13 protein-coding genes are annotated in these 13177 nt (G+C 67.8%); 9 read left to right on the top strand and 4 right to left on the bottom strand.

Features of this window, described 5'->3' with window-relative positions; genetic code table 11:
• The 9 genes from RTU05_RS13715 to RTU05_RS13675 all read left to right on the top strand — a co-directional run.
• On the top strand, positions 1-626 hold a 626-nt coding region (locus RTU05_RS13715), incomplete at its 5' end, for a YceI family protein (protein ID WP_312598920.1).
• A 71-nt stretch (positions 627-697) separates the two neighbouring features.
• Positions 698-1642 carry an ACP S-malonyltransferase gene (fabD, locus tag RTU05_RS13710; protein ID WP_312598919.1) on the top strand — a complete coding sequence of 315 codons (945 nt, stop codon included), beginning with the start codon at positions 698-700 and terminating at the stop codon, positions 1640-1642.
• 140 nt (positions 1643-1782) lie between these two features.
• Entirely contained in the window at positions 1783-2523 is a 741-nt protein-coding gene (gene fabG, locus RTU05_RS13705) for a 3-oxoacyl-[acyl-carrier-protein] reductase (RefSeq protein ID WP_312598918.1), read from the top strand.
• A 179-nt stretch (positions 2524-2702) separates the two neighbouring features.
• On the top strand, positions 2703-2942 hold the full coding sequence (locus tag RTU05_RS13700) for an acyl carrier protein (protein ID WP_008264317.1): 240 nt from the start codon (positions 2703-2705) through the stop codon (positions 2940-2942).
• 153 nt (positions 2943-3095) lie between these two features.
• Positions 3096-4367 carry a beta-ketoacyl-ACP synthase II gene (fabF, locus tag RTU05_RS13695; protein WP_312598917.1) on the top strand — a complete coding sequence of 424 codons (1272 nt, stop codon included), beginning with the start codon at positions 3096-3098 and terminating at the stop codon, positions 4365-4367.
• Between the two features lies 1 nt (position 4368).
• Entirely contained in the window at positions 4369-5523 is a 1155-nt protein-coding gene (gene mltG / locus RTU05_RS13690) for an endolytic transglycosylase MltG (protein WP_312598916.1), read from the top strand.
• Positions 5520-6404, top strand: coding sequence for a YicC/YloC family endoribonuclease (locus tag RTU05_RS13685; protein ID WP_312598915.1), 885 nt, complete (start codon positions 5520-5522; stop codon positions 6402-6404). Before mltG ends, RTU05_RS13685 begins: the two co-directional genes overlap by 4 nt.
• Positions 6394-7035, top strand: a complete 642-nt coding sequence (gene gmk / locus RTU05_RS13680) for a guanylate kinase (protein WP_312598914.1) — start codon at positions 6394-6396, stop codon at positions 7033-7035. The genes RTU05_RS13685 and gmk overlap by 11 nt, the downstream gene beginning before the upstream one ends.
• 182 nt (positions 7036-7217) lie before the next feature.
• A complete protein-coding gene (locus RTU05_RS13675) occupies positions 7218-8993 on the top strand; it encodes an ATP-binding protein (RefSeq protein WP_312598913.1) in 1776 nt (591 codons plus the stop codon).
• Here the strand turns inward: RTU05_RS13675 and RTU05_RS13670 are convergent.
• From RTU05_RS13670 to RTU05_RS13655, 4 genes are all read right to left on the bottom strand, one after another.
• A complete protein-coding gene (locus RTU05_RS13670; RefSeq protein ID WP_312598912.1) occupies positions 8949-10079 on the bottom strand; it encodes an aminotransferase class I/II-fold pyridoxal phosphate-dependent enzyme in 1131 nt (376 codons plus the stop codon). The two genes, RTU05_RS13675 and RTU05_RS13670, sit on opposite strands and share 45 nt — an antisense overlap.
• A 9-nt stretch (positions 10080-10088) precedes the next feature.
• Positions 10089-10898, bottom strand: coding sequence for a 16S rRNA (adenine(1518)-N(6)/adenine(1519)-N(6))-dimethyltransferase RsmA (gene rsmA, locus RTU05_RS13665; protein WP_312598911.1), 810 nt, complete (start codon positions 10896-10898; stop codon positions 10089-10091).
• A gap of 8 nt (positions 10899-10906) precedes the next feature.
• On the bottom strand, positions 10907-11911 hold the full coding sequence (gene pdxA / locus RTU05_RS13660; protein ID WP_312598910.1) for a 4-hydroxythreonine-4-phosphate dehydrogenase PdxA: 1005 nt from the start codon (positions 11909-11911) through the stop codon (positions 10907-10909).
• A partial coding sequence (locus RTU05_RS13655; protein WP_312598909.1) for a peptidylprolyl isomerase occupies positions 11908-13177 on the bottom strand: 1270 nt, incomplete at its 5' end. The genes RTU05_RS13655 and pdxA, both read right to left, overlap by 4 nt.

Raw genomic sequence — 13177 nt, 5'->3', positions numbered from 1 at the left:
CCGTCGCCGGCGCCATCGCCGCCCGACCCTACGCCTTGACGGAAAGCCAGCTGGCCGAGATCGCGCCGGCGCCCGTCGCCGCCGCCGCACAGCCGAAGCCGGAGGCCCCGGTGATGCCGGGCACGGCGGCGGCATGGACCATCGACGCCGCCGCCTCCAGCATCCGCTTCAGCGGAACCCACGCCGGGAAACGGTTCGAAGGGCGGTTCGACAAGTGGGAAGGACACGTCTGGTTCGACCCGGCCGATCTGGCGGGATCCAAGGCGGTGGTTTTGGTCCAGACCGCCTCCGCGCGGACGGGCGATCCGACGCAGGAAGGCTCTCTGCAGGGCGCGGAATGGTTCGAACCGACCCAATATCCGGTCGCCCGTTTCGAGGCGACGCGCTTCCGATCCCTGGGCGGCGACCGCTATGAGGCGGCGGGCGATCTGCGCGTAAAGACTACCACCATCCCCGTGGTGCTGCCGTTCCGGTTCAGCGAATCCGGCGGCGTGGCCAAGGTGGAGGGCGCGCTGGAGGTGGACCGGACGGCGCTGGACCTCGGCATGGCCTCGGACGCTGCGGCGGATTGGGTGTCCAAAATGATCGGGGTTCGGATCGAGGTCTCCGCGCGCCGCGCGCCGTGAACCGACGCTTGCCCTGACGGAAGCGAGGGCTTACGGCTCCGCGCCTTGATGAACGATTCAGGGAGCGGTCGATGACCCTCGCACTTCTGTTTCCGGGCCAGGGCAGCCAGGCGGTCGGCATGGGCGCCCAACTGGCGGACGCCTTCCAATCCGCCCGCGACGTCTTCGCCGAGGTGGACGAGGCCCTGGGCCAGAAGCTGTCGGTGCTGATGCGCGAGGGGCCCGAGGATCAGCTGACCCTGACCGAGAACGCCCAGCCCGCACTGATGGCGGTGTCCGTGGCGGCGATCCGGGCGTTGAAGGCCGAGTTCGGCTTTGACGTGGCGAGCGCGGCCTATGTCTCCGGTCACTCGCTGGGGGAATATTCGGCGCTGGCGGCGGCGGGGGCGATCTCGCTGTCGGACACGGCGCGGCTCTTGAAGCTGCGCGGTCAGGCCATGCAGCGCGCCGTGCCGGTGGGGCAGGGCGCCATGGCCTCTCTGATCGGCCCAAAGACCGATCTGGCGCTGGCGGAGGCCGCTGCGGCGGCGGGCGCTGAACTGGACGTCTGCGTGGTCGCCAATGACAACAATGCGGGCAATATCGTCATCTCCGGCGAGAAGGCGGCGGTGGACAGGGCCATCGAAAAGGCCAAGGAACTGGGCGCGCGGGCGATTCCGCTGAACGTCTCGGCGCCCTTCCACTGTCCCTTGATGCAGCCCGCTGCCGACGAGATGGCGCAGGCCCTGGCCTCGTCGACGATTCTGGCGCCCGTCGTGCCTGTCGTCGCAAACGTCCTGGCGCGCCCGGAGAGCGATCCCGAAGTCATCCGTCGCCTGCTGGTCGAACAGGTCACCGGGCGGGTGCGCTGGCGCGAGAGCATGGAGTGGATGGCCGGTGAAGGCGGCGTGACGCGCTTCGCCGAAATCGGCTCGGGCAAGGTTCTGACCGGCATGGCCAAACGGATCGCGCCGGACGCAGAGGGCTTGGCGCTGAACACCCCGGAAGATCTGGAAGCGTTCGCCAAGACTCTTTGATAGCCGCTCATCCCGGCGAAAGCCGGGACCCAGACCTTTGGGCGATGAGCGTTTGAGTTTGCGTTGGAATGGTGATCCCGGCCATCCTGCGCGTGAAAGCACTGGGTCCCGGCTTTCGCCGGGATGAGCGGAGAATTTCAATGTTCAATCTTGCAGGCAAGACCGCGCTGGTGACCGGCGCGACGGGCGGCATCGGCGGGGCGGTGGCGCGGGCGCTGCACGCCCAGGGCGCGACCGTGGTGCTGTCGGGCACGCGCGAGGCGGTTCTGGCGGACCTGGCCAAGGAACTGGGTGAGCGCGCCCATTTCGCCACCGCGAACCTGTCGGACCCGGAATCGGTCGATAATCTGGTGAACGCGGCCGAGACGGCGGCGGGCGCGCCGCTCGACATTCTGGTGGCCAACGCCGGCATCACCAAGGACGGCCTGCTGATGCGGATGAAGGACGAGGACTTCCAGTCGGTCATCCAGATCAATCTTGAGAGCTATTTCCGCCTGACCCGCGCAGCGGTGAAGGGGATGATGAAGCGCCGCTCGGGTCGAATCATCGGCGTGACCTCGGTGGTCGGCGTGACCGGCAACCCCGGCCAGACCAACTATTCGGCGTCCAAGGCCGGCATGATCGGCTTTTCCAAATCGCTGGCCCAGGAGGTCGGTTCGCGCGGAATCACCGTCAACTGCATCGCGCCGGGCTTCATCGCCTCGCCCATGACCGACGTTCTGAACGATCAGCAGCGGGACGCCATCCTGACCAGGATCCCCGCCGGTCGCCTGGGCGCGGGCGACGAGATCGCAGCCGCCGCCGTCTATCTGTCGTCGAACGAAGCCGCCTATGTGACGGGCCAGACCCTGCATGTGAACGGCGGAATGGCGATGATTTAAGGTTCGCCGCCGTCATCACGACGCGCAACAGACTATTTCCAGCCCGAAAGCCTGTGCTAAAGGGCTTGATGCAACGGCGGTTCGGGCTTTCGGGCTTGCGTCGCCTTCGCTGCCGTGAGACGGCGATTTCTGAGCTACCCCCGCCTCTACGGCGATTTCAAACAGGCAGAGAGACACTGATGTCCGACACCCTCGAGCGCGTTCGCAAGATCGTCATCGACCACCTGGACGCCGATCCGGACAAGGTCACGGAAAAGGCCAGCTTCATCGACGACCTGGGCGCCGACTCGCTCGACAACGTCGAGCTGGTGATGGCCTTCGAAGAAGAATTCGACATCGAGATCCCGGATGACGCCGCCGAGCACATCCAGACGGTCGGCGATGCGGTCAAGTTCATCGACGAAAAGTCGGCCGGCTGATCCCAGCCCCCGACGGGAAGCCGAAAGGCTGACGGTTCAAAGGGCCGCCCGGCGCTCCTAGCGGAGACGCCCGGCGGCCTTTACTGTTTCTGACCCCGACGAATCCCAATGTGATTCCGTTGGGTAAGGTTTGGAGCTGAAGGAGCACGCACCATGCGCCGCGTCGTCGTTACGGGCATCGGTCTGCTGACACCCCTGGGCTGGGGCGTCGACAAGAGCTGGAAAGGCATCGTCGAGGGACGGTCGGGCATCGGTCCCATCACCGCCTTCGATACCGAAGGCTATGGCTGCACCATCGCCGGCGAGGTGCCGAGCGTGGATGGACGCGGTGGCGGGGGCGACGGGGACTTCGACCCCGACAAGATCATGTCGCCCAAGGACCGCAAGCGCGTGGACGACTTCATCCTTTACGCCATCGCCGCCGCCGACGAGGCCCTGGCTGATGCGAACTGGAAGCCGGAGACCGAGGAGGACCGCGAGGCCACGGGCGTCATGGTCGGGTCCGGCATCGGCGGTCTGGGCCCCATCGCCGAAACCGCCATCGTCCTGAAGGAACAGGGCGTGCGCCGGGTCAGCCCCTTCTTCATCCCCTCGGCCCTGATCAATCTGGCGTCTGGCCAGATTTCGATCCGCCACGGTCTGAAGGGACCGAACCATTCGGTCGTGACCGCCTGCGCCACCGGCGCCCACGCCATCGGCGACGCGGCGCGCATGATCGCCCTGGGCGACGCCGAGGTGATGGTGGCGGGCGGGGCCGAAAGCTCCATCGTGCCCATCGGCATCGCCGGATTCCTGGCCTGCAAGGCGCTGTGCACCGCCTATAACGACACGCCCGAAACAGCCTCGCGCCCCTACGACCGGGGCCACGCCGGCTTCGTCATGGGCGAGGGCGCCGGGGTCATGGTGCTGGAGGAGTACGAGCACGCCAAGGCGCGCGGGGCCAAGATCTACGCCGAGGTCGTGGGTTACGGCATGAGCGGCGACGCCTACCATATCACCGCCCCGTCAGAGGACGGCGACGGCGGCCTGCGCGCCATGAAGATGGCGCTGAAACGGGCCGGAATGCAGCCGTCCGACCTGGATTACGTCAACGCCCACGGCACCTCGACCATGGCCGACTGGATCGAACTGAAGGCGGTCGAACGGCTGGTGGGCGATCACGCGCCGAACGTGGCGGTGTCCTCGACCAAGTCGATGACCGGACACCTGCTGGGCGCGGCGGGCGCCATCGAGAGCATCTTCTCGGTCCTGGCCATCCGCGACCAGATCGCGCCGCCAACCATCAATCTGAACGATCCCGAGATGGAAACGCCCATCGACCTGGTGCCCAACAAGGCCAAGCCCATGAAGATCGACGTCGCCATGTCCAACAGCTTCGGATTCGGCGGCACCAACGCCTCGGTCATCTTCAAGAAGGTGGACTGAGGTGTTCGGACGGGGACGGGTCGAGAAGTCGAGCGGACGGTCGGGATTCACGGTCTCGCTGCTGACCGCATCGGCGACCTTCGGCCTGTTCCTGCTGGTCGCATTGATCGCAGTCTGGGCGGTCTATTATGCGCCCGGTCCGTCGGCGCGGCAGGGCGACAAGACGGTCGTGACCCTGGCCAGTGGTTCCGGCGTTTCGGTCATCGCCGCCAAGATGAAGGCCGAGGGCGTCATCCGTTCGACCGACCTGTTCCGCGCGGCGGCGACACTGACCGGGGCGGATCGTCGGCTGAGGGCCGGGGAATATGAGGTGCCCTCGGGCATGTCCTTGGCCGGGGTGTTGAACCTGCTGGTCGAGGGGCGGGTGGTGCGTCACTTCGTGACCCTGCCGGAGGGGTGGTCCTCGCTTCAGGCGGTGGACATCCTGAACAAGGAACCGGTGCTGATCGACACGGTCGCGGACATGCCTGCGGAAGGCAGTCTGTGGCCCGACACCTATGAGGTGGCGCGCGGCGATACGCGCCAGTCGGTGATCGACCGGATGCAGCGCGCGGCGACCGAGAACCTGCGTCTGCTGTGGAGCCAGCGGTCGCCCGCGACCGTGGCGCGCACGCCGCAAGAGGCGGTCGTCCTGGCCTCCATCGTCGAAAAGGAAACCGCCCTGGCGGCCGAGCGGCCGCGCGTGGCGGCGGTCTTCTCCAACCGGCTGCGCGCCGGCATGCGTCTTGAGAGCGACCCGACCATCGTTTACGGCATCACAAAGGGGCGGCCCCTGGGGCGCGGCATCCGGCGTTCCGAACTGCTGGCCGCAACGCCTTGGAACACCTATCAGATCGACGGCCTGCCGCCGACGCCGATCGCCAATCCGGGCGTGGAGGCGGTCAAGGCCGTGCTGAATCCGCCTGCCGATCCCGCGCTGTTCTTCGTCGCGGACGGATCGGGCGGCCACGCCTTCGCCCTGACCTATGAAGAGCATCAGCGCAACGTGGCCTGCTGGCGCCAGATCGAACGCCAGAAGGCGGGCTTGCCGCCAGAGCAGCCCGCGCCCGCAGTTCCCGGAACCAACCCGGCGCCGATGACGCCGGCGGCCGAGCAACCCGCGACGTGCCAGGCCACCATCACCCTGCCGCCCGGCGCCAGTCAGCGGGCGAGATGACCGCGCTATCGGGCATGACGGGATTCGGCCGGGCGGACGGCGCCGGAGACGGCTGGACCTGGTCGGTCGAGGCCCGGTCCGTCAACGGCCGCAATCTGGAGGTCAGGTTTCGCGGACTCCATGGCTTCGACGCCGTGGAGCGGGCGGCCAAGGCGGCGGGGCAGGCCCGGTTTGCACGCGGTCAGGTCAGCATCGGCTTGCAGGCCAAACGCACCGACGCCGGTGAAGCCGCGGTCGCCGTCAATGCGGCCGTGCTGGCGCGCTATCTGACCCTGGCCAACGAACTGGCCGAGGATGGCGCGACGCCGCCGTCCGCGGACGGGTTGTTGGCGTTGCGCGGCGTGATCGAGACGCCCGAGGAGATCGACGATCCCGAGGCGCGGGCGGCGCTGGAAGCCGCCATGGCCCACACGGTGGAGCAGGCGCTGGACGCGCTGAAGGCGTCGCGCCAGCAGGAGGGCGCGCTGCTGGCCCCTGTGCTGGAGGATTTCATCGCTCGTATCGAAACCCTGACGGCCCAGGCCGAGGGCGAGGCGGCGGCGCAGGTCGAGACGATCCGCGAGCGGTTCACGCGCCGCATCACCGAACTGGCTCCCGATGCGCCAGGACTGGAAGACCGGATATTCCTGGAAGCGGCCGCTTTGGCGACCAAGGCGGACGTGCGCGAGGAACTGGATCGGCTGACCGCCCATGTCGCGGCGGCGCGACAGCTTGTGGCCTCGGCGCCAGCCGGGCGGAAACTCGACTTCCTGATGCAGGAATTCATGCGTGAGGCCAACACGCTGTGCTCGAAATCGGCTACGACCGCGCTCACCGGAATCGGCCTGGAGCTCAAGGCCGTCATCGAACAGTTGCGTGAGCAGGTCCAGAATGTCGAATGAACGCGCGCCCCGCCGGGGCGTCCTCCTGATCGTCGCCAGCCCCTCGGGCGCGGGCAAGACATCGCTGTGCCGCCGACTGATGGCGGATCACGGGGGGCTGGAGTTGTCCGTGTCCATGACCACGCGCGGCATACGGCCGGGCGAGGTGGACGGGCGCGACTACCACTTTGTCGGGCATGACGAGTTTCAGCGGCTGATCGACGAAGACGCCTTCCTGGAATGGGCCGATGTCCACGGAAATCGCTATGGCAGCCCGCGCGGGCCGGTCGACCGCGCCCTGGCCGAGGGGCGCGACGTCCTGTTCGACATCGATTGGCAGGGCGCGCGCGACGTGGCCGAGAAATGCCCCGAGGACGCCGTGCGCGTCTTCATCCTGCCGCCCAGCCTGGAAGAACTGCGTCGTCGCCTGGTGACCCGCTCCCAGGACGCCGAGGACGTGATCGAGCGCCGCGTCGCCAACGCCAAGGGCGAAATCGAACACTGCGACATGTTCGACTATGTGCTGGTGAACGAGGACTTCGACCGATCCTACGCCGAACTGGCCCACATCTATCACGCCGAGCGTTCGCGCCGGTTCCGTAACCTGTGGGTCGGCGACTACAAGGCCGCCCTGCTGCGCGAGGCGGTCTGAGAATAACGCCGCAGACCGGGGTCTGCGGCGTTGGGTACTCTAAGCTACGCTACTGATCGTGGTGTGCCACGCCGAAAGGCAGCGCAGAGTAAACGCGGTCATAGGGAAGAACCCTTAAGCCGCGACCATGATTTACGTCCTGTTCGCCCTCTGTCCTTTAAGGTCGGGACAGCGGGGGGCTCATGACATCTCTGGATTCCATAGGACCGATCCTGGCGGGCAGCGCCACGGAGCGGGCCAAACAAGCGCCGGTGCGCCTATTGCTCGCCGTTGTGATGGCCTGGGCCATGCACGGCGGCGGCATGGTGTCTTGGATTCCCGTCTGGTTGGCCATGGCGTTGATCGTGCAGGGATTCGAGTTCTGGGCCATGGCGCCGTTCCGCCGGGATCCACCGTCGAACAACCGTCTGTCGGTCGGCCTGGCCCTGATGTCCACGACCCTGATGGCCACCCTGTTCGGGGGGATGGCCCTGATCATCTGGACGACAAACCACCCCGCACTGGTGACCCTGGCGGCCCTGACCCTGGCCGGGGGATTGCTGACCAATGTCGCCTCGGGCATCGGTTCGCGCCTTCTGTTCTTCATCGGCGGCGGGCCGTATCTGCTGTTCCTGGCCGTCATGCCGGTGATCAAGCTGGTCCAGGGCGACACCCGGGGCGTGGCCGTCATGACCCTGTCGGCCGCCCTGTTCGCCGGCATGATGCTGAACATCTATTGGCGCGTGTATCATACACGGCAGGCCGAGGTTCGGTCGCGCGCGGAGGCTGAAACACGCCTGGAGCAGGCGCAGAGCGCCATGGCCGACCGCGCCGCCATGGCCGCCATCGTCAGCCACGAACTGCGCACCCCGGTCAGCGCCATCCTGGCCGGCGCCCATGTCATCCGCGACGGCAAACTGCCGAAGAAGCGTGAGCAGACGGCCGAACTGATCATCGACGCGGGGCGTCTGATGACCGGAATGCTGAACGACCTCTTGGACCACTCCAAGATGGAGGCCGGGGCGATGGCTATCGAGAGCCGGGATTTCGAGCTTGGAGACCTGGTGCGCGACACCGCCCGGTTCTGGACGGCGCCGGCTGCCGAAAAGGGTCTGACGCTGGATTGGGCCCTGGATCACGGCGAGCCAGTGTGGCTGCGCGGCGATCCCTATCGCCTTCGTCAGATCGTCAACAACCTGATCTCCAACGCTATCAAGTTCACGCCTGCCGGGGCGATCCGGCTGGAGGCCGCCGCGCCGCGCTGTGACGATCATCGTTGCCTGACGTTGACCGTCGTCGATCAGGGGGCGGGCATCACGCCTGAAGCCATGAACCGGCTCTTCTCGCCCTTCGCGCAGGGGTCCGCCGAGGTGGCGCGCACCTATGGCGGGACGGGGCTGGGCCTGACCGTCAGCCGTGAGTTGGCGCGGCTGATGGGCGGCGACCTGACGGTGCGGAGCGCGCCGGGCGAGGGGGCGGCCTTCACCCTGTGCGTCGATCTGCCGGCGGGCCTGCCCACGGAGGCGAACGACGGCTTTGAGGATGCGGCCCCGGCTCTGGCGCGTCGCATCCGCGTGCTGGCCGTGGATGATCACGAGATCAACCGACGCACCATCGCCCTTGTGCTGCAGCCGTTGGAGGTCGATCTGGCGACCGCCTCGGACGGTCATCTGGCGTTGTCGTTGCTGGCGGAACGCGCGTTCGACGTGGTGCTGATGGACGTCAACATGCCGGGCATCGACGGCAATGAGACGACGCGCCGCCTGCGAGCCTCCGACGGTCCGAACGCGACCGTGCCCGTGATCGGCTTCAGCGCCGGCACCGAGGCGGAACAGGTGGAGGCCTGCTATGCCGCCGGCATGACCGACTGGCTGCCCAAGCCTTTGGAGCCCAAGCGCCTGTACGACGCGCTTCACCGCGCGACGTCGGCAGACTTAAGCTCTGGCCCGCGCAGCGAACCAAGGACGCAGGCGGCTTAATGCGTCCTCGATCTCGGGCGTCGAGACCGCGAAGCTGAAACGAATGAAGCGGCGGCCATCGACGGGGTCGAAATCGACGCCGGGCGCCGTCGCGACGCCGGTGTCGCGCAGCAACTGCTCGCAAAAGGCCACGCTGTCGTCCGTCAGATGGCCGATGTCCGCCCAGATGTAGAAGGCGCCGTCCGGCGGGGCGATCTTCTTCAGACCCAGGGCCGGCAGGGCCTGAAGCATCAGATCGCGATTGCGGGCATAGGTCTGGATGTGGCCTTCCAACTCCTCGACCGCATCCATGGCGACCAGACCGACGTGCTGGCTCAGCGACGGCGGGGTCAGGAACATATTGCCGATATAGGCCCGAGCAGCATCGACCTGCGACTGTGGGACCAGCAGCCAGCCCAGACGCCAGCCGGCCATGCTCCAGTATTTGGAGAAGCTGTTGATCACCACGGCGCCCGGCGCAAACTGCAGCATGGACGAGGTCGGCCCGACGTAGCTGAGGCCGTGGTAGATCTCGTCCGAGACGACGGCGATGCCGCGTTGGCTGCACACCTCGGCGATGGCGGCCAGTTCGGCGTCCGGGATGATGGTGCCTGTGGGATTGGCGGGGCTGGCGATGATGACCCCGGCCGGCGCGGGATCCAGCGCTCGAAGTTGATCGGCCGTCAGCTGGAACCGGGTCTCCGGCCCGCAGGCGATCTCGACCGGCGTCAGGTGCAGGGCGCGCAGGGTGTTGCGATAGGCGACGTAGCCGGGCCGCGCCAGGGCGATCCGGTCGCCGGGCTTGAACAGGGTGCTCAGCGCCAGAACCAGGGCCGGCGAGGCGCCGCAGGTCAACAGGATGCGGTCAGGGTCGACCGTGACGCCGTGGCGCTCCTCATACAGGCGCGCGATGCGGGCGCGCAGGTCCGGGCTTTCCCAATAGCCCATGGCGTCCTGATCCAGCACCTGATGGGCGCGGGCGATGGCGGCGGCGGGCGCGCCGGTCGATGGCTGGCCGAACTCCATGTGGATGATCGACCGGCCTTCGGATTTCAACTGGTGGGCCAAACGGCTGACGGAGATCGCGCGGAAGGGTTCGACGGTCATGTCAGATCCTCAGGAAAGCGCGTCGGCCAGGCGCAGGAAGCCCGCCACATCCACCGTTTCAGCCCGCACTTCCGGCTCGATCCCCGCCGCCTCGCACAGGGCGGCGCCGCCCAGTTGCTTCAGGCTGGAGCGCAGCATCTTGCGACGCTGGCCGAAGGCGGCGGCGGTGACGCGCTCCAGCTTCTTCAGGCGCTCGGGGCTGGGGCGTTCCGCCAGCGGGACCAGATGCACGACGGCGGAGGCCACCTTGGGCGGCGGGGTGAAGGCGGCGGCGGGCAGATGCATGACGATACGCGCAGTGCAGACGGCCTGAGAGATGACGGCCAGTCGCCCATAGGCGTCTTCGCCCGGGCCTGCGGCGACACGTTCCGCGACCTCCTTCTGGAACATCAGGGTCAGGCTGTGCGGCAACCACGGCCCGGTCAGCCATTTGATCAACAGGGCCGTGCCGACATTGTAGGGCAGGTTGGACACCAGATGGGCGGGACCGGAGACCAGATCGGCCTCTTTCACCTTCAGGGCGTCCGCTTCGACAATGGTCAGGCGGCCCGCGCCGTCGTCCAGTTCAGACAGCAGGGGAATGAAGCGGGGGTCCTTCTCGACCAGAACCACCGGTCCGGCGTCGGATTCCAGCAGGGCGCGGGTCAGGCCGCCAGGGCCGGGGCCGACCTCGATCACGGCGCGGCCCTCGAACGGCCCCGCCAGCCGCACGATCTTGCGGGTGACGTTCAGGTCCAGCAGGAAATGCTGGCCGAAGCTCTTCTTGGCCGAAAGGCCGTGGGCGTCGAGGGTTTCGCGGAGAGAAGGGAGGTCGGTCACACGCCCTGTTAGCGCGCGGCGCGCGCCGCCGCCATCTCGGATGCCAGCCGGATGGCGGCGATCAGGCTGTCGGGGCGTGCGAGACCCTTGCCGGCGATGTCGAAGCCCGTGCCGTGGTCGGGCGAGGTGCGGATGACGGGCAGGCCCAACGACACGTTCACGCCGCCCCAGAAGTCCAGCGTCTTGACCGGGATCAGCGCCTGATCGTGATACATGCAGATGGCGGCGTCATAGGTGGCGCGCGCCGCGTCGTGGAACAGGGTGTCGGCCGGCCTGGGATCGGTGATGTCGACGCCCTCTGCGCGCAGCTGTTCAGCGACCGGGATCAGAATGTCCATCTCCTGAAGACCCAGGGCGCCGCCTTCGCCCGCATGGGGGTTGAGCGCCGCCATGGCCAGACGCGGGCGGGCGATGGCGAAGTCGCGCTTCAGGCTTTCATGGACGACACGGGCGGTGCGGGCCACGCGCTCGGCCGTGACGAGTTCCGGCACCTGGTCCAGAGCGACGTGGATGGTCACCAGACAGGCGCGCAGGTCTCGCGCCGTCAGCATCATCACCGGCCCACGGGTGCCGGGATAGGGGGCGTCGGCGGTCAGTTCGGCGATGAATTCGGTATGGCCCGGAAAGCGAAAGCCCGAGGCGTACATCGGCGCCTTGGCGATGGGGGCCGTCACCACGCCCGACGCCTCGCCGGACAGGGCGAATCCGACCGCCTCTTCGATGCCGTCCGCGATGGCCGGGGAGTTGGCGGACTCTGGTCGGCCGACCTCGACCGGGGCGGGCAGGGGCCTGTGAATGACGGGCAGGGCGTGGACGAAGCGGTCGGCGGCGTCGCCGGGCGCGCCGACCTCGACCACCGGCACGCCTTGGGCGCGCATCAGGCCGGCGTCGCCGATGAGTGCGAAGGCCAGCGGTTCGTGTCTTAGGGACGTCCAGGCGGCGGCGGCGATCTCCGGCCCGACGCCGGCGGGTTCGCCGAGCGTCAGGACCAGAGGCGCGACCGATCCGGTCACTTGAACTCGATCAGGGCGTCGCTGCGCAGGTCGCGCAGATAGCGCCGCTCCAGAACCTGAAGGTTCTGCGCCCGCAGGCGGTTTTCAACCTGCTGACGGCTGGGGGCCTCGGGGCCGCCGACGCGACGGCCGCAGACGGCGACCAGATGCAGACCCAGGGGCGTGCGGATCGGGGTCGAGACGGCGCCAAGCTCGCCGGTGCGGGCGAACTGCTGGAACTGGGGCGCCAGGTTGGCCACGTCCGATTCGCCCAGATCCGCACCGATCACGCCCTCGGTCGCGCGAGCCTGGGACAGGATGTTGTCGCAGGTCAGGCCCGTACGCATCGCCTGGAGCTTCTGGGTGGCGGCGGCGACGTCGGCTTCGGACGCGGTCTCGGGCAGTTCGACCATGACCTGACGCAGCGAAACCAGGCTGGTCGAGGCGCCGTCGCGCTTGTCACGCAGATAGAGGATATAGACCCCGCCATCGACGACGATGGGGTTGGACAACTGGCCGGGCTGAAGCTGATCGACCACGGTCTGAACGGCCGGCTGCAGCGAATCACGCACGACCCAGCCCGCATCGCCCGGCACGCGGGCGTTGGCCGACGGCGCCGAGGAGAACTGCTGGGCCACGGCCTGGAAGGGCGCGCCTTGAATGATCTGCTGAACCAGTTGACGCGCGCCGTTCAGCGCAGCCTGGGCGCCGCCGACGCGGGCGGCGTCGATGTAGATTTCGCCCAGCAAGAACTGGGGCTTGGAGGCCGCCTCGTTCAGGCGGCGCAGTTCCTGATCGACCTGCAGGCTGCTGGCGCGGGCGCGGCTGTTGAAACGACCGGGCACCAGCTGGCTCCAGCCGATCTGGGTGCGCAGGTTCTCGCGGAAGGCGGCGGGCTGGATCCCGCCCTGTTGCAGGAACTGCAGATAGTTGGCGGGCGTGGTGCCGGCGGCGCGGGCCATCTCGGCGATTTCCTGATCCACCTCCTCGTCGGTGACCTTCAGGCTCTCGAACTTGGCCATCTCCTGAACCTTGAGGCGGTCCTCGATCAGGGCGTTCAGCGCCGCCTGCTGGATCGCGGGCAGGTTCTGTTCGGTCGGCTGAACTTGCGACGAGGCGATCAGCATCAGCATCCGCTGGCGCAGATCATAGCCGGTGATGATCTTGTCGTTGACGGTGGCCACGATGCCGTCGGCCATTTCGAACTGAGGTTCGGCGCGCGCGGTCGTGGGCGCTTCCTCGGCCGCCGGATTGGGCGCGCCGGCGGCGACGCCCTGGCCCGGCGTC

The sequence above is a fragment of the Brevundimonas sp. genome, assembly GCF_032017145.1.
Taxonomy (GTDB): domain Bacteria; phylum Pseudomonadota; class Alphaproteobacteria; order Caulobacterales; family Caulobacteraceae; genus Brevundimonas.
Note: the sequence above shows the minus strand (reverse complement) of the source record. Positions and strands in the feature narration are given on the sequence as shown.